The sequence below is a fragment of the Mesorhizobium sp. M6A.T.Cr.TU.014.01.1.1 genome (assembly GCF_004022765.1).
In the GTDB taxonomy this organism is placed as follows: domain Bacteria; phylum Pseudomonadota; class Alphaproteobacteria; order Rhizobiales; family Rhizobiaceae; genus Mesorhizobium; species Mesorhizobium mediterraneum.
Genome location: NZ_RZPG01000012.1, coordinates 92,243 through 115,776 on the forward strand (window position 1 = coordinate 92,243; position 23,534 = coordinate 115,776).

The window sequence follows — 23,534 nt, forward strand, 5'->3', positions numbered from 1 at the left end:
CGCGGCGCCGTTTCAAAAAAAATCCATTGTGCAGGCTCACGTCAGGCGCTGACGTTGCCCTTCTTTTCCTTCTGCTCGGAATAGATGTAGAGCGGCCTGGCGTTGCCGGACACCACCTCTTCCGAAATAACCACTTCGCGCACGCCTTCCAGCGCCGGCAGCTCGAACATCGTATCGAGCAGGATCGCTTCCATTATCGAGCGCAGGCCGCGCGCGCCGGTCTTGCGCTCGATGGCGCGCTTGGCGATCGCCGACAGCGCATTCTCATGGAAGGTCAGGTCGACATTCTCCATCTCGAACAGCCGCTGATACTGCTTGACGAGCGCGTTCTTAGGCTCGGTCAGGATCTGGATCAGCGCCGGCTCGTCGAGGTCCTCCAGCGTCGCCAGGACCGGCAGACGGCCGACGAACTCGGGAATGAGGCCGAACTTCAACAGATCCTCAGGCTCGACCAGGCGGAAAACGTCGCCGGTGCGGCGATCCTCGGGCGAAGCGACCGTGGCGCCGAAGCCGATCGAGGTCTTGCGGCCGCGATCCGAAATGATCTTGTCCAGGCCGGCGAAGGCGCCGCCGCAGATGAACAGGATGTTGGCGGTGTCGACCTGCAGGAACTCCTGCTGCGGATGCTTCCTGCCGCCCTGAGGCGGCACGGAGGCGACCGTGCCTTCCATGATCTTCAACAGCGCCTGCTGGACGCCCTCGCCCGACACGTCGCGGGTGATCGAAGGATTGTCCGACTTGCGCGAGATCTTGTCGATCTCGTCGATGTAGACGATGCCGCGCTGGGCGCGCTCGACATTGTAGTCGGCCGACTGCAAGAGCTTCAGGATGATGTTCTCGACATCCTCGCCGACATAGCCGGCCTCAGTCAGCGTCGTCGCATCGGCCATGGTGAAGGGAACGTCGATGATGCGGGCCAGCGTCTGCGCAAGCAGCGTCTTGCCGCAACCAGTCGGGCCGATCAGCAAAATGTTGGACTTCGCCAGCTCGACGTCGTTGTTCTTGCCGGCATGCGCGAGACGCTTGTAGTGGTTGTGGACGGCCACCGACAGCACGCGCTTGGCGTAGGGCTGACCGATGACATAGTCATCGAGAACCTTGAGGATCTCCTGCGGGGTCGGCACGCCCTCGCGCGACTTCACCATCGAGGTCTTGTTCTCCTCGCGGATGATGTCCATGCAGAGCTCGACGCATTCGTCGCAGATGAACACCGTCGGGCCGGCGATCAGCTTGCGCACTTCGTGCTGGCTTTTGCCGCAAAACGAGCAATAAAGCGTGTTCTTGGAATCACCGCCGTTGCTGCCGACCTTGCTCATTTTCATGTCCTTTCATAGCCGCCCGCCGATGGTCTGGTTGAAAGGGCGCATATTCAAATCTATCGCGGGAAATCGCCGCCGCCAGTGTCCCGGCTCCCGCAACGCATTCCATACGAAACACATATCAGAAAACGTCGCAATGATTCGCACCAACCCCGCACAAAGCTAAGCCGTCGAAAATCAACATAGGCTTAACGTAGGCAATTGCTCCCGTCGAGGGAACAGCCAATTGTGGCCGAAATGCCGCAAGCGGCGTCAAAAGCGTGTTTTCCCACCATCCAGCTGCCACCAGGCTTATGCGGCGGCAACCTCAGCCGGCTCGCGCGACGAAATGACCTTGTCTATGAGGCCGAAATCCTTCGCCTCGTCGGCGGTCATGAAGTGGTCGCGGTCGAGCGTCTTTTCAATTTCGTCATAGCTCTTGCCGGTGTGCTTGACATAGACCTCGTTGAGACGACGCTTCAGCTTGATGATGTCCTGGGCGTGGCGCTCGATGTCGGAAGCCTGGCCCTGGAAGCCTCCGGAAGGCTGGTGGACCATGATGCGGGCGTTCGGCGTGGCGAAGCGCATGCCCTTCTCGCCTGCGGTCAAGAGCAGCGAGCCCATCGAGGCCGCCTGGCCGATGCACAGCGTCGCCACCGCCGGCTTGATGAACTGCATGGTGTCGTAGATCGCCATGCCGGACGTGACGACGCCGCCAGGCGAATTGATGTAGAGGTTGATTTCCTTCTTCGGATTCTCCGCTTCGAGGAACAGGAGCTGCGCGCAGACCAGCGTCGCCATGCCGTCCTCGACCGGGCCGGTGATGAAAATGATGCGCTCTTTCAGCAGCCGCGAGAAAATGTCGTAGGCCCGCTCGCCGCGATTGGTCTGTTCGACCACCATCGGAACGAGGTTCATGTAGGTTTCGACGGGGTTCTTCATGGACTATCCCTTTTCAAAGGTGGGATTCCGGCGCCGGGAGATTAGCAAGTCGGGCAGAATCGGTTCTGGATCGTTGTCCTGTAAATAGGATGTCGGCTCACCCTAGCGCAAGGCCGCCTCTCCTAGCCATCCGGTTAAGTCGAATCAAGCTTTCCGCACAGGATTCGCCCGAAGCTGCGCCGGCAGCCTTCTGCTGCTCTTGACGCGGCGCCGCCGCGTAACACTTTCTTAACCGCGTCGCTTAACGAAATGTCTCGAAACTGCTTTCCCGCGATACGGCTCCCCCTACAATTCAACGTTGAGTTTGCTCTGAAGGCTCAACAGGGGCGTGCCATGATCAGGCTACTTCGGCCCGCAGCCACGCCCTTAAACCGGCGACGTCGCCATTGCCGATGGTCGCCGCGACGCGCCTGCCGACAGCCGCGCCGAACTTGTAGCCGTGGCCGGAGCAGGCCGAGACAACAAGGCATCTGCCCTTCTCATGCGCCAGGAATTTTTCGTCGGCGGTGAAGGTGTAGGCGCAGGTGACGACTTCGGTCACCCTATACTCCTCGATACGGGCGATCGGCGGCGAAAACAGGTTGCGGATCGCCTCGCCCTCGCCCGCCACCGGCTGGCGGTTCCAGTCGGCGTCGCTGGTCGGCACCCTGTGCAGGCCGGAGCCGAATTTCATGCCGGCGCCGCCGGAGGGCGGGATCACGTAGCCATCGACAGCACCGCCGACATCGAGGATGACCGGGGCCCCTTGCCACGCCGCTTTCAGGTCCGCCGGCGGCTCGACATAGGCAAGCGCGGTGCGCCAGGTCTTCAGTTCGCCGTCTAGTTCCGGAAACAGTTTTAGCACCCAGGCGCCGGCGGCGATGACGATGCGGTCGGCTTGCATCGTCTCGCCGCTTTCAAGCACGATGTGGCCGGCCTCAACGTCGATCGTCGTCACCTTGCTGTTTTCATAGACGTTGGCGCCGTTGGCCCGCAGCCATTTGGCGAGTCCCGCCGCGATCTTGCGGCAATGCAGTGCGCCGCCCTCCGGCGAGAAGAAAGCGTAGCGAAAACTTCCGCTCTCGAGGAACGGCCAGCGCGCGACGGCCTCGCCCGGCTCGATCATCTCGAAGGGAAAATTGCCGGCCGCCAGCCCGTCGCGCATCTGCTCGGCGTCGTCACCCTCGTCGCGCGAAATGCAGATGAAGCCGCGCGGATCGAGATGGTTTTCGCCGAGATCAACCCACATCTCGTCCCAGGCCTCATAGGCTTCGGTGATCAGCCGGCCATAGCCCATAGCTGCACCATAGGCGCGGCGGATGATGCGGTGATGGTCGCCCGAGGCGGCAAGCGGATTGGGAATCGGTCCCTGCTCGACGATCGTGACCCGGTGCCCGGCCTTGATCAGCGACCACGCGGTCGAAAGCCCTGCAATGCCTGCGCCAACCACGATCACATTCATCAAAACCGTCTTTCCGCAGCCGCGCCGGCTGGCTCAATGCATTGGGCTATCGGGCGCCAACATACGGTCTGGCGCCAAGCTGGCAAGCCGGGCTAATGATCCAGAATGACCGATTTGGTGCCACCAACTTACCTGGCCTTCGATCGAGCCACCCGCCATATGCGGCTCGATCCACACGAGCCGGCTTTCTTCCAGAATCCCTATGAGGCCTATGCCTTCATGCATGGCGCATCGAATGTCTTCTTCTGGGAAGAGTTCGGCTTTTGGTGCTTCGGCGGCTTCGACGACGTCAACCGGCTGCTGCGCGACCGCCGCTTCGGCCGCCAGAACCCGGCCGGCGTCCCCGACAGAAGCGGCATTGGCCAGGACCGCACGCATCTCAACGCCTTCGACGGTATCGAGGCGAATTCAATGCTGGAGCTGGAGCCGCCCGTTCACACCAGGCTCAGAACGCTGGTCAACCGCGCCTTCGTCTCGCGTCAGGTCGAGCGGCTTCGGCCGCGCGTCGAGGCGCTCGCCAACGAGCTGATCGACCGTTTCGAACCGGACCAGGTCGATCTGCTGCCGGCTTTCGCGTCGCCGTTGCCGATCACCATCATTGCCGAGATGCTCGGCGTGCCTGTCGAGATGGGGCCGCAGTTGCTCGACTGGTCGCATCAGATGGTCGCCATGTATATGCATGGCCGCACACGCGAAATGGAAGAGACGGCCAATCGCGCCGCGCGGGATTTTTCGGATTTCCTGCGCGGCTATGTTGCCGAGCGGCGCAAAAACCCCGGCGACGATCTGTTGTCGCTGCTGATCTCGGCGCAAGACGATGGCCAAAAACTCTCAGAGGACGAACTGGTGTCGTCGGCCATCCTGCTGCTCAACGCCGGCCACGAGGCGACCGTTCACCAGACCGGCAATGCGGTGCGCTCGATCCTCGCGCAAGGCGGCGACCCGCGCCGCTTCTTCATTTCTGCGGAAGCGACCGCGGCGACCGTCGAGGAATGCCTGCGCTTCGACGCGCCGCTGCACATGTTCACGCGTTATGCCTATGAAGAGATCGAGGCCGGCCCCGGTGTCATCGTGCGGCCGGGCGAGACGATCGGCCTGCTGCTCGGCATGGCCAATCACGACCCGGCGGCCTTTGCCGAACCTCTCGCCTTCAGGCCGGATCGCGCGGACCAGAAGAACGTCTCGTTCGGCGCCGGCATCCATTTCTGCATCGGCGCGCCGCTCGCCCGGCTCGAATTGCAGGTGTCGCTGAAAACCCTGTTCCAGCGCCTACCGCGGCTGCATCTCGCCGGACAGCCGCGCTTCCGCGACTCCTATCATTTCCACGGGTTGGAAGCGCTCGCCGGGCGTTTTTGAGAACAGCGGACCTAAGGCTGAGATCGCATGACTGAAAAGATGAAATTCGCTTTTTTGCAGGAGTCTCCGTTCTGCTTCACCGACGCTTCCGGAGATGTCTTCGGCTGCGACGTCAAGCTCGCACAGAAGGTTTGCGAAATATTGGGGCTAGGGACCTTTTTGCCCATCGAGACCGAGTTCGCCAAGCTGCTTCCCGGACTGGCCAAGGGCGAGTGGGATATGACCACCGGTCTGTTCGTTTCGGACGAACGCAAGAAATCCGTCGACTTCACGCGACCGATCTGGGTCTTGCAGGACGGGTTGCTCGTCGCGAAAGGCAATCCGCGCGAATTCAGCGGCTATCGATCCATCGCCGCAGATGAGGCGGCGTTGATCGCCGTCATATCGGGCCAGGTCCAACATCAGACGGCTTTGCAAAATGGCGTTCCGCCCGAGCGGATAAGAATATTCGCCACGCAAGCGGGCGCGGCCGATGCTGTCGCTGCCGGTGCGGTGCATGCCTATGCAAGTGTCGCCATGGCGCATCGAGGCTATCTGGCTCAGCATTTCAACGCGCCTCTTGCGGTCATCGACGTTCCGGCAGCCGAAAAACAGCCAGCCGCCGGCGCTTTCGCTCTCGCCAAAGACAATGCGATCCTGCGCCAGCGCATCGATTCATGCCTGGACGATTTGCTGGGAAGTCCCTGGCACCGGGACATGATGGCCGAATACGGATTTTCCGACGGTGATATCGATCGGCTTTTGTGAAAGCGCCATGCAAGTGATCAAAGCTTGATCACATACTCCTTGCGCGTCATTTCAAGCACTTCCCAGCTTCCTCTAAAACCCGGCCTGAGCACGAAGCTGTCGCCGGCCCTGACGGTGCGCGCCTCGCCGCCCTCCTCGGCGATCACTGAAACGCCCGACAGGATGTGGCAGAACTCCCACTCGTCATACTCGATGCGCCATTTGCCCGGCGTCGCCTCCCAGATGCCGGCATAGAGCCCGCCGTCGCGTTCCTCGACATTCCAGGTGCGAAACTTCGGATCGCCCGAGATCAGGCGACCCGGCGCCGGCGCGCCAAGTTCCGGCTCGACACTTTCGACATTGACGGAGAGAAATTTCGGCTCGGTCATCGAATCTCCTTCCAGTGGGGATCAAACCTTGGCGAGAGCCTGTTCCAGATCGGCGACGATGTCGTTGACATCCTCGATGCCGACCGAGAGCCTGACCGTATCTGGCCCAGCGCCAGCCGTAACTTTCTGCTCGTCCGACAATTGCCGATGCGTGGTCGATGCCGGGTGGATGACCAGCGACTTGGTGTCGCCGACATTGGCGAGGTGCGAGAACAGTTCGAGCGCCTCGACGAATTTGATGCCCGCCGCATAGCCGCCCTTCAGGCCGAAGGTGAACACCGCACCGGCGCCAAGCGGCGAGTATTTTTTCTGTAACGCATTATTCTTGTCGCTGGGCAGGCCGGGATAGGAGACCCAGGCGACCTTGGGGTGGTTGGACAGCCAGGCGGCGACAGTGACCGCATTGTCGCAATGGCGCTGCATCCTGAGCGGCAGGGTTTCCAGGCCGGTCAGGATCAGGAACGCATTGAAGGGTGAGATCGCCGGACCCATGTCGCGCAGGCCAAGCACGCGCGCGGCAATGGCGAAAGCGAAGTTGCCGAAGGTTTCGTGCAGGACGAGGCCGCCATATTCGGGGCGCGGCTCCGACAGCATCGGATATTTGCCGGATTTCGACCAGTCGAAGGTGCCGCCGTCGACAATGGCGCCGCCGATCGAATTGCCATGGCCGCCGATGAACTTGGTCAGCGAATGCACGACGATGTCGGCGCCATGCTCGATCGGCCGCACCAGATAGGGCGAGGCCAGCGTGTTGTCGACGATCAGCGGCAGGCCGTGCTTGCGGGCGATGTCGCCGATCTTCTCGATATCGACGAAGACACCGCCCGGATTGGCCAGACTCTCGATGAAGATCGCCTTGGTCTTTTCATCGATCTGGCTTTCGAAGGTCGATATGTCGTTGGTGTCGGCCCAGCGCACCTGCCAGCCGAAATTCTTGAAGGCGTGGCCGAACTGGTTGATCGAGCCGCCGTAAAGCCTTGTCGCGGCGACGAAATTGTCGCCGGGCTGCATCAGATTGTGGAAGACCAGCACCTGCGCGGCATGACCCGACGCCACGGCCAGCCCTGCCGTGCCGCCTTCGAGCGCCGCGATACGCTCTTCCAGCACCGCCTGGGTCGGGTTCATGATGCGGGTGTAGATGTTGCCGAAGGCTTTTAGCCCGAAAAGCGAGGCGGCATGGTCGGCATCGTCGAAGACAAAGGAGGTCGTCTGGTAGATCGGCGTGGCACGCGCGCCGGTCGCCGGATCGGGCTTGGCACCGGCATGGACGGCGAGCGTGTTGAAACCGGGCGTGCTGGTCATCGAATACCTCCCTTTGAACCTTCTGAAAATCGCCGGGCATTCTTGGCGAAGCCCGGTCACGAATGCAAAGAAGAAAATGCCCTTCGACGCACGTTCTGTGATCGAGGCGCGAGAAAATGTTCCGATTACCGGAATAAATTTCCGTCTCGAGCCTGATCCACCCCGATAGGATCGGGATGGGGTCTATCTTTCTTGTTTGACCATGATCTTTTCCGAAAACCGGTTTCCACTTTTCGGGATCATGGTCTACTTCTGGCGAACGCCGAAGCTCTGGAATCCCGGCCGCATCAGCGGCTTCTTCGACGACAGCACGCCGGAGTTGACGCCGGTCCAGCCGATTTCACCCGACAGCTTGCCATACTCTATCTTGGGGCAGCGGTTCATCACCACCTTGATGCCAGCGGCCTCGGCGCGCACGGCCGCCTCGTCGTGGCGCACGCCAAGCTGCATCCAGACGACTTTCGGCAGCGGGTCGAGCCGCAGGATCTCGTCGATGACGCCAGGCACCGCCGCGGAAGCGCGAAAGATGTCGACCATGTCGACGGGCTCGGGGAGATCGGCGAGCCTAGCATAGACTGTTCGGCCGAGGATTTCCTTGCCGGCCTGTCCCGGGTTGATCGGAAACACCGAAAACCCTTTGGCAAGCAGATATTTCAGCACGAAATAGCTCGGCCGCACATCATTGGCGGACGCGCCGACCATGGCGATGGTCTTAACCGAATTGAGGATGCCGGCGATATAGGCATTGTCGTAGGCGTCGTGGTTCATGCCTCGTCCTCATACAGAGCTTCGGCGAGAAAACCATCCGGATCGTTGCAGAAACTGCGCATCATCCGAAAATGATCGGTATCGCTGAAATCGGTCGGGTCGAGGCCGAACCGGCTGATGCGGAACAGCCGCGCGCCGGGACAGGCCATCAGCAGCGGCGAATGCGTCGCCATGATCACTTGCGCCGTGCCGGATTGGTCCATCCGCCGCAGCATCCTGAGAAGCTCGATCTGGCGCGTCGGCGACAAGGCGCTTTCGGGCTCGTCGAGGATGTAGATGCCTTGCCGGCGGCAGCGCTCCTCGAAGAAACGGATGAAGCCCTCGCCATGCGACCAGGACAGGAAATCGGGCGGAGGTGGCTTGAACGGATCTTCGAGCGCCGCCTGATCGAGATAACGGGCGACGGAGTAAAAGGATTCAGCGCGAAAGAACCAGCCGGCGGTGACTTTCGGCAGCCAGTGACCGCGCAGCGTCTTAGCCAGTGCGGCGCCGCTCGTATCGATGGCAGCTGAATGGTCGACGGGCATGTAGCCCTTGCCGCCGCCGGCCTCGTCGTATCCGGCCAGCGCGCCGATCGCCTCGAGCAGCGTGGATTTGGCGGTGCCGTTCTCGCCGACGATGATGGTGATCGGCGTGGTGAATTCGAGCTCGAAATCGTGGCTGCGGAAGATCGGCAAGTTCCAGGGGTATTTTTCCCAATCTGCGACCCGCGCCGGCTCTATCAGGATGCGCTTGAGATAGGGAGCCTTCAGTCGCGTCAGTTGCTTGCGAGGAGCCATGCGGCAGCGATCAGTCCGGCAGCGAGATCGTTCCGTCTTCCGCGATCGGAAAAGCCGGATTGTGCGCCACTTCCCAGACATGCCCTTCCGAGTCGGCGAAATAGCCATACCAGCCGCCCCAGAAGGCGCGGCCGGCCGGCTTGACGATACGACCGCCGGCCTTCTCGGCCATCGCAAGCACGTCGTCGACTTCCGTGTCGGAGCGGGTGTTGTAGGCGAGATAGACCGCCGACGGCGCCTTGGAAAAGGTGATGCCCGAATCCTCTTCGGCGCTTGCGCGCGGGAACAGGCCGAGAATGACGCCGCCCATCTGGAAGAAGGCGACGCCGTCGGTGATCCCGGCATGGCGGGTCAGGCCCATCGCCTCGTAGAAGCGCGTGGCGCGCTCGAGATCGTCGACGGCGATGGTGATGATTGAGATGCGGGGTTCCATATCTAATCGTCCGTCCATTCCGGCTTGCGCTTGCCGATGAAGGCGCCAATGCCCTCTTCCGCGTCGCGTGCCAGCATGTTTTCGACCATGACGCGGCCGGTATAGGCATAGGCCTCGGCCAGCCCCATCTCGGCCTGCGCGTAGAACGCCTCCTTGCCGGTCTTCACGACCAAAGACGATTTGGCAGCAATGGTTTGCGCGTATTTGGTGACAATCTGGTTCAGATATTCGCGCGGCACCACGCGATTAACCAGGCCGAATTCCTTGGCCGTCGCCGCATCGATGGTCTCGCCGGTCAAAAGCATCTCCATCGCGTGCTTGCGCGAGACGTTGCGCGACAGCGCCACCATCGGCGTCGAGCAGAACAGGCCGATATTGACACCGGGCGTGCAGAAGGTCGCCTCATGCGAGGCGATCGCCAGATCGCAGCTCGCGACCAGTTGCGCCCCGGCTGCCGTCGCCAGGCCATCGACCTCGGCGATCACCGGCCTGGGATGGCGCACGATCGCCTGCATCAGTACCGCGCAAGCGGAAAACGTCTCCTCGAAGAATGCCTTGCCGCGATCGGCATCAGTGCGGCGCGCGGTCATTTCCTTGAGGTCGTGTCCAGCGCAGAACACTTTTCCGGCCGCTGCCAGGATAATGACGCGGACGGATCTGTCTGATTTCGCGCGGTCGAGTTCCGCCGTCAGCGCCGCCATCACCGCCAGCGACAGCGCATTGGCCGGCGGATTGGCAAGCGTGAGGCGCAGCACGCCCTTGTCCAGTCTCGCGACAACAGGACCTTCGGCAACGGCCGGCTTGATGGCGACGATTTCGGCCATGTTCTCCAACCTCTTCATTGGCCAGCGGCATCGGATTCGTGGGCCATGGAACAAAAGAACTAGCACGCTGCCGATTGAAGAACAGCCTTGAGACGTGTTTTCTCAAACCCGACAATTGGCCCAGGCGTCCACCTGACCCCGTGCCGGCTCCATATAGGAAACCGCTTATGCCCGTCCAAGACAATCTCAAACCGGTGCTGACGGCGGCTGAAATCAATGCCCTGATGGCAACCGTCTACCCACAGCTCAACGACCAGTTCACCTTCTACGAGGCGATCGACGTGTTTCCCGGCGGCTGCACGGTTCGCCTGAATGCCGACGAGCGGCATTTGCGCCCTGGCGGAACGGTGTCGGGCCCGTCGCTGTTCACACTGGCCGATATAGGCGGCTATGTCTGCGTGCTTTCACATGCCGGGCCGGATGCGCTTTCGGTCACCACCAATCTCAATATCAATTTTGTCCGCAAAGCCGAGGCCGGCCCGATCGACGGCCATTGCCGCATCCTGAAGCTGGGCAAAAGCCTGATGGTGTTCGATATCGACATCATCGCCGGACCGGACGGACACACGGTAGCGCACGCGACGGGAACCTATTCGATCCCGCCGAAGAAGAGCTTTCAATCGCAGGCCTGATTTGCAGGACGGATACGTGTTTTCCGCTCGTTCCAGACGACCCCTACGGAACGAAATGTCCGACAACACGTTCGCAGGCCGATCAGGTCCGCAAAAAACATGCCCGAACTTCCCACTTTTCTGGCATTCCTGGTCGCCGTGCTCGGCTACCAACTGTCCGGTCCGGGGCCGGACATGCTTCTGGTGATCAGCCGCGGTATCGGACAGGGCTGGCGGGCAGCACTGGCGACTGCAACCGGGTGCGTTTTCGCAGGCGTGATCCAGATTCCGCTGCTGGCAATGGGACTTGCATCGCTGGTCACGTCCTCGCCTGTCGCGTATGGCCTGCTGCAACTGCTCGGAGCGGCGTACTTGATCGCAATCGGGACGAAGTTCTTGCTCACGCGCAAGGGAGCGGAAAGAAACAGCATCGTCGCAGCCAAGGAGGGAGGTTTGGCAGGTGCCTTTCGGCAAGGCATGATCTGCAACCTGACCAACCCTACCGCACTGGTTTTCATGCTCGCAGTACTGCCGCAGTTCGTCCATTCCTCCACAGGATCGCCGGCGATGCAATTTATCGTGCTCGGGGCCACGATGAAGGCTACTGGCTTGTGGTCCTGGGAGCTGTAGCCTTGGCCTCAGGCGCCGTCGGTCGCTGGCTGGCACGCAACGCCGGTTTTCTTGTCTGGCAAGAACGCCTGGCTGGTGCGATCATGATCGCTGTCGGGATCAAACTGCTGCTGGCCGCGATTATTCCGGGACGGCGCTAGTCAAATTGTCGGATTCAAATGCGGTATAATAATACCTCAAAGCTAACCTGTTGATTTGGCAAGGTAATCCTTCTGAGGTGGTCAGAAATGCAACTTGACTGGCTAATCCCCCTCGCCTATAAGCCCTCACGGAACCGCGGCCCGCAAAGGCCGCCGTTTTGTTATTGGCGGCGGGCAAGCGCTCGGCGCCAATCCAAGCAACAAGAAACGCCTTCCCTTGTCATTCGTGAATAAGGGACGGTCCGAACCGAAAGCAACAAATCCATGACAACCTTTTCGCAGAAGCCTGCGGATGTGGTGAAGAAGTGGGTGCTGATCGACGCCGAGGGTCTCGTCGTCGGCCGTCTCGCCACTGTCATCGCCAATCATCTTCGCGGCAAACACAAGCCCACCTTCACCCCGCATGTCGACGACGGCGACAACGTCATCGTCATCAATGCCGACAAGGTGGTGTTCACCGGCAAGAAATTCACCGACAAGGTCTATTACTGGCACACCGGCCACCCCGGCGGCATCAAGGAGCGCACCGCGCGCCAGCTGCTCGAGGGCCGTTTTCCCGAGCGTGTCGTCGAGAAGGCCGTCGAACGCATGATCCCGCGTGGCCCTCTCGGCCGTCGCCAGATGAAGAATCTCCGCGTCTATGCAGGCACGGAACATCCGCATGTCGCCCAGCAGCCCGTCACGCTCGACGTGGCCAAGCTGAACGCCAAGAACAAGAAGGTTTCGTAAAATGGCTGAGCTTTCCTCGCTCGCAGAACTCGGAACTGCCACCGGCAACACCAACACGCAGCCGGCTGCACCCGTCCATGTCCAGAAGCTCGACAAGTCGGGCCGCGCCTATGCCACCGGCAAGCGCAAGAACGCCATCGCGCGCGTCTGGGTGAAGCCCGGCTCCGGCAAGATCGTCGTCAACGACAAGGTGTTCGCCGAATATTTCGCGCGTCCGGTCCTGCAGATGATCCTCAACCAGCCGATCATCGCCGCCAACCGCGCCGGCCAGTACGACATCGTCGCCACTGTCATCGGCGGCGGTCTCTCCGGCCAGGCCGGTGCCGTGCGCCACGGCATCTCCAAGGCGCTGACCTACTACGAGCCGGCGCTGCGCGCCGTGCTCAAGAAAGGCGGCTTCCTGACCCGCGACAGCCGCGTTGTCGAACGCAAGAAGTACGGCAAGGCGAAGGCCCGCCGCTCGTTCCAGTTCTCGAAGCGCTAAGCGCTACGCAGCTTCAACAGTCGAAAAGGCCGCCTCCGGGCGGCCTTTTCTATTACCGACTTCAGGCATCAGGCGTGGTCGGCCGATACCTTGATGAAGTCGATAAACGCCCGCAACGGCGCCGGCACGAGACGCCGGCCGGGATAATAGAGGAACGGCCCGGGGAAGCTCTGCCACCAAGATTCGAGGACGGGTTCGAGCGCACCGCTCTCGAAGTAAGGGCGAAGCCAATCCTCGAAAAGGCTGACAATGCCGGTGCCGGCGATGGCCGCATCGACGGCGAGATCGGCCGCTCCGCCCAAAGTCACGAGAAGCGGCCCCGTCGGATCGACCCGCACCACCTCGCCGCCACGCTCGAATTCCCACGGCGGCATCGCACCGCTGGCGAAACGGCCGCGCAGGCAAGCGTGGCCGAGCAGGTCGCGCGGATGTTGCGGCCGGCCATGGCGGTCCAGATAGGCAGGGCTGGCGGCAGTGGCGAAGCGCTGCACGCGCGGTCCGATCGGCACCGCGATCATGTCTTGCTCCAGCCGCTCGTCGTAACGGATGCCGGCATCGCAGCCGGCCGCCAGCACGTCGACAAAGCTCTCCTCGGCGATCACCTCCAGCCGGATACCGGGATAGGCGGCGAGGAAACGCGGAACAATGCTGGGCAGCACCAGCCGCGCGGCGCTGACCGGCACGTTGAGGCGCAATGTACCTGCCGGCCGATCGCGGAAGCCGTTGACCACGTCAAGTGCTGTCTCGACCTCGGTCAAGGCTGGGCCGAGCCGGGCCAGCAAGCTCGCACCCGCTTCAGTCAGGACGACGCTGCGGGTCGTCCTGTTGAGCAGCCTGACACCGAGCTGCGTCTCGAGGCGGCGCACCGCCTCGCTCAAGCCCGACGCACTGCCGCCGCTGGCACGGGCGCCATCGCGAAAACCCTTGGCCCGCGCCACGGCCACGAAGGCGTTCAGATCTCCGAGATCGATCTTCATTGTTCGGTATTCCGTACAGCCCGTGCGGAATGTAGCCAATTATCGTGAGATCGGACAGCGCCTATCTCAGCTTCATCTTGAACGGAGATAGATTATGTCCAGCATCGACCAGTCCGGCTCATTCACTCTCGGCGACCGCACCGTGAAGCGGCTCGGCTACGGCGCCATGCAGCTCGCAGGACCCGGCGTATTCGGTCCGCCCAAGGATCACGACGCAGCCTTGGCCGTGCTGCGCGAAGCCGTTGGGCGCGGGGTGAACCACATCGACACCAGCGACTTTTACGGCCCGCACGTCACCAATCAGCTCATCCGTGAGGCGCTGGCGCCCTATTCCGACGATCTGACGATCGTCACCAAGATCGGTGCGCGTCGCGGCGCGGACGGCTCGTGGCTGCCGGCCTTCTCTCCAGAGGAGCTGACGGAGGCGGTGCACGACAATCTGCGCAATCTCGGGCTCGACATGCTGGATGTGGTCAATCTCAGGATCATGTTCGACGCACATGGTCCGGCCGAAGGGTCGATCGAGGCGCCGCTCACCGTGCTGGCCGAGCTGCAGCGACAAGGCCTGGTGCGCCACATCGGGCTAAGCAATGTCACCTCAACGCAGGTCGAAGAGGCGCGGCGCATCGCCAGGATCGTCTGCGTGCAGAACCAATACAATCTGGCGCACAGAAGCGACGATGCCTTGGTCGACGAACTTGCCCGCGACGGCATCGCCTATGTGCCATTCTTTCCGCTCGGCGGCTTCAACCCGCTGCAGTCGTCTACGCTATCCGGCGTCGCTGAGCGCCTGGGCGCCACGCCCATGCAGGTCGCGCTCGCCTGGCTGCTCCGTCGCGAGCCCAATATCCTGCTGATTCCCGGCACCTCGTCCGTCGCGCATCTCAGGGAGAACCTGGCGGCGAGTGAACTGGAGTTGCCCAGCGATGTGCTGAGGGAACTGGACGGCGTGGCGATGGCGGCTTGAGACTAGCCAATCTCCCCCCTCGTGGGGGAGATGGCCGGCAGGCCAGAGGGGGGCGCTGCCCCGCCAGCCTATCCATCAATTTGTGTCAATCGAAATTGTCTTGAAGCCAATTGTCGGCATCGTTTTGACAAAGGTAAGCGATCCGTCGCGCCCCCCTCTGCCCTGCCGGGCATCTCCCCCACAAGGGGGGAGATCGGCAGCTTCAGCCACCACGTCTAGTTGATGCTTGCGGTGTTCGCCGGCTCCGCCGGCCGCGCCTCATTGGGATAAGGCACGCGGTAGCCGTTTGCCGCCAGCCAATCGATCGCCGCTTTCGGCTCGTCGGTCTGGATGATGGTGGCGCCGCGCTCGGCCCAGAAGCCGTACGTCTCGCGCGGCAGGCTGGCGAGCACCGCCAACTCGTCGCCGCGACCGCCGGCAAGGAAGCCGCCCGGCTTGTTGACGATGGCGTAGGTGTTGGCCCAGATGTGCCAGTCGCCCCTTATCGCCGCTGCGCGCATGCGGGGGCTGAACAGCGGGCCACCGGTCTCGGTCAGCGTCTCCGACCCCGCGCGCCAGTTGATCATCTCGACCGCGCGCGGCGAAAAGGTCCCGCTGACTTTCTCGGCGAAGCCGGCGTCGCGAACCGCGTCGTCGGCGATAATCGGCATGAACTGGAAACCACTGCCGATCGCGCCCATGGCGGCCTTGACAGTGGTGATCCTGGCCGGATTCCACAGGTTCTCCTTGACGATCACCTGTTCGGCCATGCCTAGATCGCGCGCGACCGCGATCATGCCGGCCAGGCTGTCAACGTCGAGCTTGTTATCGATGTTGATGAGGATCCTGTCCTTGGTCGCCATCAGCATTTCGCGCAGGGTCGAAACCGGCTCTTCGGTGACGGCGCCGGTGCCCTCGATCACCAGTCTGCAGGTTTTGACCTCGGCCAGCGTGCGCTTGACCACCTCGCCCCTGCAATTCGTCGTGCGGTCGAGCCAGCTGTCATGCATGACGACGAACTGGTCGTCCTTCGAGCGCCTGACGTCGACCTCGACGATTTCGGCACCAAGCGCGATCGATGCCTCGACGGCGGCGATCGAGTTCTCCGCATAGAGCGTCTTGCGGGCCTGCATGCTGCCGGCGCGGTGTGCCGCCACCATGACGTGGTCGCGCCACTGGTTGGCGTGTTCGAAACGGTCGAGAATCTGTCTGGCGCGCGTTTCGCCTGCCGATGCCGGGCCTGTGAAGAGCGCCAAGGCAACGGAAAGCAGAAGGTTCAGCCAGGTCGTTCGCATGAGAATCGCTCCGTACCGGATGGAGACCCGGTTAAGCGACTCACGTGACAGCCCAGTGAACGAAGCCGGCTTCGCAAATGCCGGAAAGTCAGGTCAATGCCGGTTGAAACGGCCGTTCTGCGACCTCGAATCATAACGGCAATCAGCAGGTCGCTGCCAATCAGCTTGCCGAGATCGATGCCGCCGCTGTCGCGGTCGGTGTGGCCGACACCGTCCGACGATGGGAGGCTGGCTACTTTCGGTTGCATTCATGCTTAGCTAGACAATTCCCGCGCCAGCCATGCAGGCTCACCTGGCAAGCAAGAATTTGTGACCGGGCTCGAATGACCATGGCCCCGGAAGGGGTCGCATTTCTGAGAATTATGTCCAATAAGGTTGCGCCTCGACGCACAGGAGATCGCTTCATGCCGAACAGCAACATCGACCACGCCTTCACCGCCCGCGCCAAGACGGGCGCGTCCTTCGAGCCGACCTATGCCGGCGCGCTGTCGTTCATGCGGCGCAAATACACGAAGGACGTGAAGGGCGCGGACGCCGTGGTGTGGGGCATCCCCTTCGACGCCGCCGTCACCAACCGGCCGGGTGCGCGCTTCGGGCCGCAGGCGATTCGCCGCGCCTCGACCATCCTCGACAACGATCCGCAATATCCATTTTCGCGCGAGCTGTTCGAACATCTCGCCGTGGTCGACTATGGCGATTGCCTGCTCGACAGCGGCAACCACCAGAAGACGCCAGGGACGATCGAGCGCGAGGCGGCAAAGATCCTGAAATCCGGCGCCTTCCTGCTTTCGCTCGGCGGCGACCATTTCGTCACCTGGCCGCTGCTCAAGGCGCATGCCGCCATCCACGGACCGCTGGCCCTGGTGCAGTTCGACGCCCACCAGGACACCTGGCCGGACGATGGCAAGCGCATCGATCACGGCTCCTTCGTCGGCCGTGCGGTCAAGGAGGGCATTATCGACCCCGACCGTTCGATCCAGATCGGCATCCGCACCCATGCGCCTGATACCTTCGGCATCAAGATCCTGTATGGCCACGAAGTCGAGGAAATGCGCGCGTCCGATATCGCCTATGCCATCGTCGACCGCACTGGCGGCAAGAAGGCCTATGTCACCTTCGATATCGATTGCCTGGACCCGGCCTTCGCGCCCGGCACCGGCACACCGGTCGCCGGCGGGCCGTCCTCGGCAAAAATCCTGTCGGTGCTGCGCCAGATCAATCAGGTCGATATCGTCGGCGCCGACGTCGTGGAGGTTGCGCCGGCCTATGATCACGCCGATATAACGGCAATTGCGGGGTCGACGGTGGCCATGCACTATCTCGGGCTCCTGGCGGAACGAAAAGCCCGGCTCGAAGAGCTGAACAGCGGCAATCACGTCGTTGCCGCGTTGAACCAGGCAAGTGGCATATAACTTTGAGATAACAGGAATTCAGGCAGGCAATGAAACCGAAAATCTTCATCGACGGCGAGCACGGCACCACCGGTCTCCAGATCAGGGCGCTGCTTGCCGAGCGCGGCGACCTGGAGATCATCTCCATTCCGACCGAGCGACGCAAGGAAGCGGCAGCTAGAGCCGAGTTCCTCAACGCTGCCGATGTCGCGATCCTGTGCCTGCCGGACGCAGCCGCGAAAGAAAGCGTCTCGCTGATCACCAACGACACCACCAGGGTCATCGATGCCTCGACCGCGCATCGCGTCGCCGAAGGTTGGGAATACGGTTTCGCCGAAATGGACAAGGATCAGGCGAAGACAATCGCCAGGGCAAAGCGCGTCGCCAATCCGGGCTGCTGGCCGCAAGGGCCGATCGCGACGCTCAGGCCGCTGGTGGCGGCCGGGCTGTTGCCGCCGGATTTCCCGGTCACCGTCAACGGCATTTCGGGTTATTCGGGCGGCGGCCGGCCGATGATCGAGGACTATGTCGCCAAGGGCGAGGATGCGTCGGAATTCCTGCCCTACGGGCTGACCCTCCAGCACAAGCATGTGCCGGAGCTCAGGACCTATGCGAACCTGTCGCATGACCCGATCATGCAGCCGGCGGTCGGCAATTTCGCGCAAGGCATGATCACGGTGGTGCCGCTGCAGCTCGGCGGCCTCGACTATGTGCCGACTGGCGCCGAGCTTCATGCGGCGATCGCCGACCATTTCGCCGCCATCGATGGCGGCGTGGTCGAGGTAGCGCCCTATGAGCAACTGGAGCGCGTGCCGGAGATCGATCCCGAAATCTACAACGGCACCAACCGGATGAAGCTCTATGTCTTCGCCAACGACGACAGGGCCCAGGCGCTGCTGCTCGCCGTGTACGACAATCTCGGCAAGGGCGCCTCGGGTGCTGCCGTGCAGAACATGGATCTGATGCTCGGCCTCAAGCACTGAATGGACGCTCCGGCATTTCCAACACGCTGGAACGTCAATGCGCCAGAACTGATTGCCGAAACCTTCAGCAGCCGCATCTGGAAGGTTTTTCGCGCGGACGGCTCGCCGGCGATCGTCAAGGCGCTCAAACCTTTCGATGATGTCAAAGACGAGTTGCGCGGCGAGCATTTCCTCGCCTGGCGGCGCGGCGAAGGCGCGGTGCGACTGCTAGGCTGCGACGGCCACTGCATGCTGCTCGAATATGCCGGCGAGACCTTGCTGTCACAGGTTCTCGCGGAGCAGGGAGATAGTGCCGCCACCGCAATCGCGGCTGAAGTAATGGCAAGACTGTTCTCGCCATCTGACCACCCTGCCCCACCGGATCTTCAGCCGCTGCGGGCACGGTTTTCCAGTCTGTTCAACAAGGCGAAGACGGATCGCGACGATGGCGAAAAGAGCCTCTATGTCGAAGCGGCTGCGACCGCGGAACGGCTGTTGGCCGATCCTGTCGACGTGCTGCCGCTGCATGGCGACCTGCATCACGACAACATCATGCACGGGCCGCGCGGCTGGCTGGCGATCGACCCGAAGGGCGTTCTCGGCGATCCCGGCTTCGATGCGGCGAACATGTTCTACAATCCGCTCGACCGCGACGACCTTTGCCGCGATCCCCGGCGGATTGCCCACATGGCCGAGATCTTCGCCACGACGCTCGGCCAGACGCCGGCCGCAATTCTGGATCATGCCATCGCCTATGGCTGCCTGTCGGCGTCATGGCATCATGAGGACCGCAACGCGATCGAGGAAAGCCGCGAATTGTCCATTGCCACGGCGATCAGGACGGTGCGGCTCAGCCTCTGATGGCGATCCGGTTGGGCAGCGGATAGGCGCCCTTGGTACCGCGCCAATGCGCTGCTGCAAAACCAAGCAGGACAAGCGCGAAGGCCTGATGCGTCAGCGCCATGTGCAGCGGCACGTGCATCATCAGCGTGCCGATGCCGATCAAGGCCTGCGCCAGCACCAGCAGAAACAGCAGCGTCGCGCGACGCGCATGCGTCGTTTCAGGCAGGCGGCGGTGCGTCGCGATCATGTGCCAAAGTGCTGCTACGAAGATCGTGTAGGCGCCGAGCCGGTGGATGAACTGGACCGTCTTCGGGCTCTCGAAGAAGTTGCGCCATGCCGGCTCTAGGATCAGCAGATCACCGGGGATGAGCTTGCCGTCCATCAGCGGCCAGGTGTTGTAGCTCAGGCCGGCATCGAGCCCGGCGACCAGCCCGCCGAGATAGATCTGGATCAGCGCCAGCAACACCAGAAAGCCGGCCAGACGCTGCGTCGAACGGTCGGCGGCGGGCTCTGAATGAGGCGCGAGCCCGCGAGCCACCACCATGGTCGCGGTGAAGATCAGTGCAGCCAGCGTCAGATGCGTCGCCAGCCGGTACTGGCTGACGGAGACCCGCTCGACCAGCCCGGACGCCACCATCCACCAGCCGATCGCGCCCTGCAGGCCGCCGAGAAGAAGAATCCCGATAAGTTTCGGCCCCAGGCCGCGTTCGATGCGGCGCGTCGCCCAGAAAAACACCAGCGGCACGGCGAAAACCAGGCCGACACCGCGCGCCAGGATCCGGTGCACCCATTCCCACCAGAAGATCGACTTGAACGCTTCGATGCTCATACCCTTGTTGAGCTCGGCATATTGCGGGATCTGCTGGTAACGCTGGAACTCCTCCTGCCATTCGGCGTCGTTGAGTGGCGGGATGATGCCGTGGATCGGCTTCCATTCGGTGATCGACAGGCCGGACTCAGTGAGCCTGGTGGCGCCGCCGACCAGGACCAGGACAAACAGCACCAGAAGCACGACGTAGAGCCAGCCGCGCACCAGCGCCCGGTTGCGCAGGTCGCGGTCGCGGGCCACGAAAGGCGCGGCAGCTGATATGGCAGCCATAGGCTTGTCCCGGCAGGTTGCAGTCGCGGATTGGTGAACCATCGCGACCCTGCTGGCAAGACCGGACAGCGCGGCACGCCGTCGCGCTGCTTCTTGCGGGTTGCGTGTCTCTTTTGTTGGGCCTAAGCGATAAGGATTAACGGGATCGCGAAATGCCCATTCGCCTGAAGAAGCTGATCGGAACAGTCCTGCTGGTGGCGCTGGTTATCGTCTATGCGCTGGTCGCATCGATCGTGGCGGTTGCCCAACTGGCAGAATCGGGACCGTGGGCGCATTTCCTGTTCTTCCTGCTCAGCGGCATGCTCTGGGTGCTGCCGGCTATGGGCATCATCAAATGGCTGATCCTGGAGCCGCCGCGGCCGAAGAATTGAGGCTCGCCGCCGTTAGATGGTGAAAGCCTGACGCTTGCTACCCGACGTGTAGGGCAGCTCAGGGTGGTTTTCTGCCTTCCGTGTCGCCGATCGGAACGCGCAGGCAGCGCCATGAGCGGACATTTCGGGGCGCTCGGTCAAACTCTGGCTTCCAATGCTACAACGGACATTTGGCCGTGTGGTTAGCTGGGCAGTTGCCGCATCTTGGCTGTCTGCCCCTTCGCTAGTCTGCACCGTCCGTTCTTGCCCTTTCGATGAATTTGCCCGCGACGGCTTTACCGAGCGCGACGCCTGCCGTGTTGTCCATTTCGTAGTGGATGCCAGCCCAGATGCGGGAATCGCCCGCCTCCTTGCCGACCGCACGAATAAATTCCGCATGGCCGGGGAACAGGTACGCAAGGACCTCGCATCGGGCAGTCGAGAGCGTGGAGTGGTTCGACGGATAACTGGGATGGCCCGGCACCGCAAACAGGGGAGTGATGCTCCGGTCAAGCATGTTGGGCCGCAGGTACCAATACGCGTACTTCCCGTCGTTGCTTGCAATGAAGGCGTCGTAGTGGACCGTTGCAAGCAACGCGTAAGCCCGTGCGGCGCGCGGGGGGTTCGAATCCGTCTTGTCCTCGGACATCCATTTGCTGGCATAGTCATACCAGTCGGTGAACAGGCCGGATGGACTTTGCCAGTAGAACGCTTTGTAGTTGGTTGGAAATTTCCGCTCGAACTGTAGAACTGAATCAACCTCGGCCTTCACCGTCTCCGACGCACAGTCGGGTGGAGCCGGTGGCCTGAATTCATTGGCTGCCTTCAGCAATATCGGCTTCCAGTTCGGCATGGTTGCATTACCCGGTTTGTCTCCGACCCACATGCACGGCCCGGTCGGCACCGTACCGGTCCAAACGGCGTCGGAGCCATCGGCCTTTGCCCGTGCAATCACCTGCTCTGCCACGCGTCGCCCCAATTCCAGGCCGGCGGAAGAGTCGCTTGGGAATTGGACACCGGCAAGGACACGAGACTGCGCCGCTTCTTCCGCCATTGACTGGAACGACGACGCCTCGTCGGGAAAGAAATGGGAAAGAACCGCCGCGGCGGCTCCGGCAGCTGCCGCATGTTCAGAGGGATAGGATGGACTGCGAGGCGTCGGCAGCGCAGTCGGCAGCGTCGTGTCCGCCTCGCTCGGGCGTGGGCGATTGTGGAAATACTTCGACTCCCACGCCGCGATCGTGGCGTCGTGGATCGCCATGGTCATATAGGTGTAGACGCGGTGTGCATTGGGAATCTGCTGGTTTTCGAGAAGGCGGTTATTGACCAGTTCGATCCATCGATAGCCGGGCGATCCGGCATCCCAGAACGTGATCCCGGCGGCAGTCTGCGCATCGTTCTTTGCGACAAGATCGCGGAGCTGCTTCAGTTCAGTTGCGGAATCGTCCGGTGGCGGCGGTACGCGGAGATCCTTTCCTGACGTGATCACCCACGTCTTCCAAGTTCCAGCCTCCGGCTCTATCGAATCCGATTGGCCGAAAGCGCAGTTTCCTGACAAAAGGATTACCGCGCACGCCTTGCCTAGGGCTCTGAGCATGTTGGGTCTCCGGTTCCTGACCCCAGCCCAAGTACCTATCAGTTTTGCCGGCTCTCGTCGCGTTGTTATTTTAGCGGTATCTAATTATACACAAAGGCGCCCCCAACCAAAGCGAATACAGGCGCGTTTTTGAACGTCGCGACCGAAGGTTGATCGTCATCTTTTCCGCCCGCTGCGGACCTTTACGCCCGCGACGGAAAGGTCAGGCTCGGGTCACGGAGCGACACTTGGATGATAGCGCCGCTCCGCATGGCTTTACAGTTCGATCTGTTCAGAGATCGCCAAAGCGTCATCTACTTCTGTGCCGAGGTAGCGCACGGTGCTCTCCAGCTTGGTATGACCGAGCAGCAGCTGAACCGCACGAATGTTGCCGGTCTTCTTGTAGATCAGTGAAGCCTTCGTGCGTCTCATTGAATGCGTTCCGTGTCGCTTTGGTTCGAGCCCAATGCTGGATACCCACTTCTCGACGACCCGCCCGTACTGCCTTGTCGACATATGCGGCTTAACTCGCACGCGACTGGGAAACAGGAACTCGCTTTCGGTGAGGTGGCGACGGGCTATCCATGCACCGACTGCGGCTCTGGTCTGCTCCGTGATCTCGAATTGCACAGGTCGCCCGGTCTTCCTCTGAACAATCACCGCCCGATCGCGGACGCTGCCGGAAAGGGCTATGTCTCCGACAGTGACGGCCACCAGCTCGCAACCTCGAAGCTTGCTGTCGATGGCGAGATTGAAGAGCGCTAGATCCCGTTCAGCGCCCGACACCTGAAGTCGTGTCCGGATACTCCAGACCTCACGCGGCTTCAGAGGAGGCTTTTGGCCAACGATGTGGCCCCGGTAGCAACTGGGCATGGTCCTTCTCCCTTGCCGCCCTCCGCACCGCAGCGCCCGACGCGAGCCGCGAATTGTAGCGGCTAAAGGGCGTTGTCTTCGAGGATTCGATCGCACAAGGTTGCCGGATGTCAGCCCGGTCGACGCAGGGCTCGATGGGTAGAGTCGCGCCACTTTCCGACCTCAGCACCTCTAAGCGCGAACGTCTGGTGTGATGCCTGATGCGCGCGCTCGTAGGGCATCTCGCTGTTACATCGCGGTGACAAAAGCACCGCCACGGTGGCGTCAACCGGTTACCAAGGGCAGCAAATATCTCCGGCCTTCTGGGAGTGGCGTGTCAGCGTCCCCAGAGGCTGCGTGGGCGTGTCGCCGGTTGGCTGTTAGCGCGGTG

Annotated in this window: 26 protein-coding genes; 12 read left to right on the forward strand and 14 right to left on the reverse strand. The window is 62.1% G+C overall.

The genetic code is table 11. The features are described from left to right. Positions 1 to 41: 41 nt before the first annotated feature. From clpX to EN885_RS15635, 3 genes are all read right to left on the reverse strand, one after another. A complete protein-coding gene (gene clpX / locus EN885_RS15625) occupies positions 42 to 1,316 on the reverse strand; it encodes an ATP-dependent Clp protease ATP-binding subunit ClpX (protein WP_095485846.1) in 1,275 nt (424 codons plus the stop codon). A 294-nt stretch (positions 1,317 to 1,610) separates the two neighbouring features. After that, complete coding sequence (gene clpP / locus EN885_RS15630; protein WP_095485814.1) at positions 1,611 to 2,240, reverse strand: ATP-dependent Clp endopeptidase proteolytic subunit ClpP; 630 nt, start codon at positions 2,238 to 2,240, stop codon at positions 1,611 to 1,613. 337 nt (positions 2,241 to 2,577) lie between these two features. After that, entirely contained in the window at positions 2,578 to 3,681 is a 1,104-nt protein-coding gene (locus tag EN885_RS15635; protein WP_128242134.1) for an FAD-binding oxidoreductase, read from the reverse strand. Positions 3,682 to 3,786: 105 nt separating this feature from the next. Between EN885_RS15635 and EN885_RS15640 the strand changes: the two genes are divergently transcribed. Both EN885_RS15640 and EN885_RS15645 read left to right on the forward strand, forming a co-directional pair. Next, positions 3,787 to 5,037 carry a cytochrome P450 gene (locus EN885_RS15640; RefSeq protein WP_128242135.1) on the forward strand — a complete coding sequence of 417 codons (1,251 nt, stop codon included), beginning with the start codon at positions 3,787 to 3,789 and terminating at the stop codon, positions 5,035 to 5,037. A 27-nt stretch (positions 5,038 to 5,064) separates the two neighbouring features. Further along, positions 5,065 to 5,784 carry a transporter substrate-binding domain-containing protein gene (locus tag EN885_RS15645; protein WP_128242136.1) on the forward strand — a complete coding sequence of 240 codons (720 nt, stop codon included), beginning with the start codon at positions 5,065 to 5,067 and terminating at the stop codon, positions 5,782 to 5,784. 17 nt (positions 5,785 to 5,801) lie between these two features. Here the strand turns inward: EN885_RS15645 and EN885_RS15650 are convergent, their stop codons facing one another. The 6 genes from EN885_RS15650 to EN885_RS15675 all read right to left on the reverse strand — a co-directional run bounded on the left by EN885_RS15650 (position 5,802) and on the right by EN885_RS15675 (position 10,258). Continuing rightward, the gene (locus tag EN885_RS15650) at positions 5,802 to 6,152 is read right to left on the reverse strand and encodes a cupin domain-containing protein (protein ID WP_095485810.1); all 351 of its coding nucleotides are present in this window, start codon (positions 6,150 to 6,152) and stop codon (positions 5,802 to 5,804) included. A 21-nt stretch (positions 6,153 to 6,173) separates the two neighbouring features. After that, entirely contained in the window at positions 6,174 to 7,454 is a 1,281-nt protein-coding gene (locus EN885_RS15655) for an O-acetylhomoserine aminocarboxypropyltransferase (protein ID WP_127205854.1), read from the reverse strand. Positions 7,455 to 7,700: 246 nt separating this feature from the next. Continuing rightward, on the reverse strand, positions 7,701 to 8,222 hold the full coding sequence (locus tag EN885_RS15660; protein WP_127205853.1) for a CoA-binding protein: 522 nt from the start codon (positions 8,220 to 8,222) through the stop codon (positions 7,701 to 7,703). After that, positions 8,219 to 9,001: an AAA family ATPase gene (locus EN885_RS15665; protein WP_128242137.1), complete on the reverse strand. Its 783-nt coding sequence runs from the start codon at positions 8,999 to 9,001 to the stop codon at positions 8,219 to 8,221. The genes EN885_RS15660 and EN885_RS15665 overlap by 4 nt, the downstream gene beginning before the upstream one ends. Positions 9,002 to 9,011: 10 nt before the next feature. Beyond that, on the reverse strand, positions 9,012 to 9,434 hold the full coding sequence (locus EN885_RS15670; RefSeq protein ID WP_127205852.1) for a VOC family protein: 423 nt from the start codon (positions 9,432 to 9,434) through the stop codon (positions 9,012 to 9,014). Positions 9,435 to 9,436: 2 nt separating this feature from the next. Next, positions 9,437 to 10,258, reverse strand: coding sequence for an enoyl-CoA hydratase (locus EN885_RS15675; RefSeq protein WP_128242138.1), 822 nt, complete (start codon positions 10,256 to 10,258; stop codon positions 9,437 to 9,439). A gap of 167 nt (positions 10,259 to 10,425) precedes the next feature. Here EN885_RS15675 and EN885_RS15680 point away from each other — a divergent pair, with 167 nt between their 5' ends. The 5 genes from EN885_RS15680 to rpsI all read left to right on the forward strand — a co-directional run bounded on the left by EN885_RS15680 (position 10,426) and on the right by rpsI (position 12,852). Further along, the gene (locus EN885_RS15680; protein ID WP_127205850.1) at positions 10,426 to 10,890 is read left to right on the forward strand and encodes a PaaI family thioesterase; all 465 of its coding nucleotides are present in this window, start codon (positions 10,426 to 10,428) and stop codon (positions 10,888 to 10,890) included. Positions 10,891 to 10,989: 99 nt separating this feature from the next. Next, positions 10,990 to 11,499 carry a LysE family translocator gene (locus tag EN885_RS15685; protein ID WP_245493083.1) on the forward strand — a complete coding sequence of 170 codons (510 nt, stop codon included), beginning with the start codon at positions 10,990 to 10,992 and terminating at the stop codon, positions 11,497 to 11,499. A 2-nt stretch (positions 11,500 to 11,501) separates the two neighbouring features. Continuing rightward, complete coding sequence (locus tag EN885_RS34250; protein WP_245493084.1) at positions 11,502 to 11,639, forward strand: hypothetical protein; 138 nt, start codon at positions 11,502 to 11,504, stop codon at positions 11,637 to 11,639. Positions 11,640 to 11,903: 264 nt separating this feature from the next. Continuing rightward, positions 11,904 to 12,368: a 50S ribosomal protein L13 gene (gene rplM, locus EN885_RS15690; protein WP_091591498.1), complete on the forward strand. Its 465-nt coding sequence runs from the start codon at positions 11,904 to 11,906 to the stop codon at positions 12,366 to 12,368. Between the two features lies 1 nt (position 12,369). Then, complete coding sequence (gene rpsI, locus EN885_RS15695) at positions 12,370 to 12,852, forward strand: 30S ribosomal protein S9 (protein WP_023717316.1); 483 nt, start codon at positions 12,370 to 12,372, stop codon at positions 12,850 to 12,852. A 68-nt stretch (positions 12,853 to 12,920) separates the two neighbouring features. Here rpsI and EN885_RS15700 read toward each other — a convergent pair whose 3' ends face one another. Next, positions 12,921 to 13,829 (reverse strand): LysR family transcriptional regulator, encoded by a 909-nt coding sequence (locus tag EN885_RS15700; RefSeq protein ID WP_128242139.1) that lies wholly within the window; start codon positions 13,827 to 13,829, stop codon positions 12,921 to 12,923. A gap of 94 nt (positions 13,830 to 13,923) precedes the next feature. On the opposite strand from EN885_RS15700, the gene EN885_RS15705 reads away from it, so the two are divergent. After that, positions 13,924 to 14,796 carry an aldo/keto reductase family oxidoreductase gene (locus EN885_RS15705; protein ID WP_128242140.1) on the forward strand — a complete coding sequence of 291 codons (873 nt, stop codon included), beginning with the start codon at positions 13,924 to 13,926 and terminating at the stop codon, positions 14,794 to 14,796. Positions 14,797 to 15,011: 215 nt separating this feature from the next. Here EN885_RS15705 and EN885_RS15710 read toward each other — a convergent pair whose 3' ends face one another. Next, complete coding sequence (locus tag EN885_RS15710; protein WP_128242141.1) at positions 15,012 to 16,070, reverse strand: glycerophosphodiester phosphodiesterase family protein; 1,059 nt, start codon at positions 16,068 to 16,070, stop codon at positions 15,012 to 15,014. A 404-nt stretch (positions 16,071 to 16,474) separates the two neighbouring features. Here EN885_RS15710 and speB point away from each other — a divergent pair, with 404 nt between their 5' ends. From speB to EN885_RS15725, 3 genes are read left to right on the forward strand one after another with little or no spacing between them, the layout of a single operon-like run. Beyond that, positions 16,475 to 17,482, forward strand: a complete 1,008-nt coding sequence (speB, locus tag EN885_RS15715) for an agmatinase (RefSeq protein ID WP_095485801.1) — start codon at positions 16,475 to 16,477, stop codon at positions 17,480 to 17,482. A gap of 29 nt (positions 17,483 to 17,511) precedes the next feature. After that, on the forward strand, positions 17,512 to 18,444 hold the full coding sequence (gene argC, locus EN885_RS15720; protein WP_128242142.1) for an N-acetyl-gamma-glutamyl-phosphate reductase: 933 nt from the start codon (positions 17,512 to 17,514) through the stop codon (positions 18,442 to 18,444). Next, entirely contained in the window at positions 18,445 to 19,284 is an 840-nt protein-coding gene (locus tag EN885_RS15725; protein WP_095485799.1) for an aminoglycoside phosphotransferase family protein, read from the forward strand. On the opposite strand, the gene EN885_RS15730 is transcribed toward EN885_RS15725, so the two are convergent. Then, entirely contained in the window at positions 19,274 to 20,365 is a 1,092-nt protein-coding gene (locus tag EN885_RS15730) for a COX15/CtaA family protein (protein ID WP_095485798.1), read from the reverse strand. The genes EN885_RS15725 and EN885_RS15730 overlap by 11 nt on opposite strands. 152 nt (positions 20,366 to 20,517) lie before the next feature. Between EN885_RS15730 and EN885_RS15735 the strand changes: the two genes are divergently transcribed. Further along, positions 20,518 to 20,736: a DUF2842 domain-containing protein gene (locus tag EN885_RS15735; RefSeq protein WP_095485797.1), complete on the forward strand. Its 219-nt coding sequence runs from the start codon at positions 20,518 to 20,520 to the stop codon at positions 20,734 to 20,736. A gap of 223 nt (positions 20,737 to 20,959) precedes the next feature. Here the strand turns inward: EN885_RS15735 and EN885_RS15740 are convergent, their stop codons facing one another. Together EN885_RS15740 and EN885_RS15745 are read right to left on the reverse strand one after the other, a co-directional pair. Next, on the reverse strand, positions 20,960 to 22,312 hold the full coding sequence (locus tag EN885_RS15740; protein WP_245458050.1) for a phosphatase PAP2 family protein: 1,353 nt from the start codon (positions 22,310 to 22,312) through the stop codon (positions 20,960 to 20,962). 255 nt (positions 22,313 to 22,567) lie between these two features. Then, on the reverse strand, positions 22,568 to 23,164 hold the full coding sequence (locus EN885_RS15745) for a tyrosine-type recombinase/integrase (protein WP_128242143.1): 597 nt from the start codon (positions 23,162 to 23,164) through the stop codon (positions 22,568 to 22,570). Positions 23,165 to 23,534: the final 370 nt, after the last annotated feature.

What these genes read in the sequence shown, in the direction of transcription:
- clpX (WP_095485846.1), bottom strand. Translation starts at nt 1,316, where the DNA reads ATGAGCAAGGTCGGCAGCAACGGCGGTGATTCCAAGAACACGCTTTAT.
- clpP (WP_095485814.1), bottom strand. Translation starts at nt 2,240, where the DNA reads ATGAAGAACCCCGTCGAAACCTACATGAACCTCGTTCCGATGGTGGTC.
- EN885_RS15635 (WP_128242134.1), bottom strand. Translation starts at nt 3,681, where the DNA reads ATGAATGTGATCGTGGTTGGCGCAGGCATTGCAGGGCTTTCGACCGCG.
- EN885_RS15640 (WP_128242135.1), top strand. Translation starts at nt 3,787, where the DNA reads ATGACCGATTTGGTGCCACCAACTTACCTGGCCTTCGATCGAGCCACC.
- EN885_RS15645 (WP_128242136.1), top strand. Translation starts at nt 5,065, where the DNA reads ATGACTGAAAAGATGAAATTCGCTTTTTTGCAGGAGTCTCCGTTCTGC.
- EN885_RS15650 (WP_095485810.1), bottom strand. Translation starts at nt 6,152, where the DNA reads ATGACCGAGCCGAAATTTCTCTCCGTCAATGTCGAAAGTGTCGAGCCG.
- EN885_RS15655 (WP_127205854.1), bottom strand. Translation starts at nt 7,454, where the DNA reads ATGACCAGCACGCCCGGTTTCAACACGCTCGCCGTCCATGCCGGTGCC.
- EN885_RS15660 (WP_127205853.1), bottom strand. Translation starts at nt 8,222, where the DNA reads ATGAACCACGACGCCTACGACAATGCCTATATCGCCGGCATCCTCAAT.
- EN885_RS15665 (WP_128242137.1), bottom strand. Translation starts at nt 9,001, where the DNA reads ATGGCTCCTCGCAAGCAACTGACGCGACTGAAGGCTCCCTATCTCAAG.
- EN885_RS15670 (WP_127205852.1), bottom strand. Translation starts at nt 9,434, where the DNA reads ATGGAACCCCGCATCTCAATCATCACCATCGCCGTCGACGATCTCGAG.
- EN885_RS15675 (WP_128242138.1), bottom strand. Translation starts at nt 10,258, where the DNA reads ATGGCCGAAATCGTCGCCATCAAGCCGGCCGTTGCCGAAGGTCCTGTT.
- EN885_RS15680 (WP_127205850.1), top strand. Translation starts at nt 10,426, where the DNA reads ATGCCCGTCCAAGACAATCTCAAACCGGTGCTGACGGCGGCTGAAATC.
- EN885_RS15685 (WP_245493083.1), top strand. Translation starts at nt 10,990, where the DNA reads ATGCCCGAACTTCCCACTTTTCTGGCATTCCTGGTCGCCGTGCTCGGC.
- rplM (WP_091591498.1), top strand. Translation starts at nt 11,904, where the DNA reads ATGACAACCTTTTCGCAGAAGCCTGCGGATGTGGTGAAGAAGTGGGTG.
- rpsI (WP_023717316.1), top strand. Translation starts at nt 12,370, where the DNA reads ATGGCTGAGCTTTCCTCGCTCGCAGAACTCGGAACTGCCACCGGCAAC.
- EN885_RS15700 (WP_128242139.1), bottom strand. Translation starts at nt 13,829, where the DNA reads ATGAAGATCGATCTCGGAGATCTGAACGCCTTCGTGGCCGTGGCGCGG.
- EN885_RS15705 (WP_128242140.1), top strand. Translation starts at nt 13,924, where the DNA reads ATGTCCAGCATCGACCAGTCCGGCTCATTCACTCTCGGCGACCGCACC.
- EN885_RS15710 (WP_128242141.1), bottom strand. Translation starts at nt 16,070, where the DNA reads ATGCGAACGACCTGGCTGAACCTTCTGCTTTCCGTTGCCTTGGCGCTC.
- speB (WP_095485801.1), top strand. Translation starts at nt 16,475, where the DNA reads ATGCCGAACAGCAACATCGACCACGCCTTCACCGCCCGCGCCAAGACG.
- argC (WP_128242142.1), top strand. Translation starts at nt 17,512, where the DNA reads ATGAAACCGAAAATCTTCATCGACGGCGAGCACGGCACCACCGGTCTC.
- EN885_RS15725 (WP_095485799.1), top strand. Translation starts at nt 18,445, where the DNA reads ATGGACGCTCCGGCATTTCCAACACGCTGGAACGTCAATGCGCCAGAA.
- EN885_RS15730 (WP_095485798.1), bottom strand. Translation starts at nt 20,365, where the DNA reads ATGGCTGCCATATCAGCTGCCGCGCCTTTCGTGGCCCGCGACCGCGAC.
- EN885_RS15735 (WP_095485797.1), top strand. Translation starts at nt 20,518, where the DNA reads ATGCCCATTCGCCTGAAGAAGCTGATCGGAACAGTCCTGCTGGTGGCG.
- EN885_RS15740 (WP_245458050.1), bottom strand. Translation starts at nt 22,312, where the DNA reads ATGCTCAGAGCCCTAGGCAAGGCGTGCGCGGTAATCCTTTTGTCAGGA.
- EN885_RS15745 (WP_128242143.1), bottom strand. Translation starts at nt 23,164, where the DNA reads ATGCCCAGTTGCTACCGGGGCCACATCGTTGGCCAAAAGCCTCCTCTG.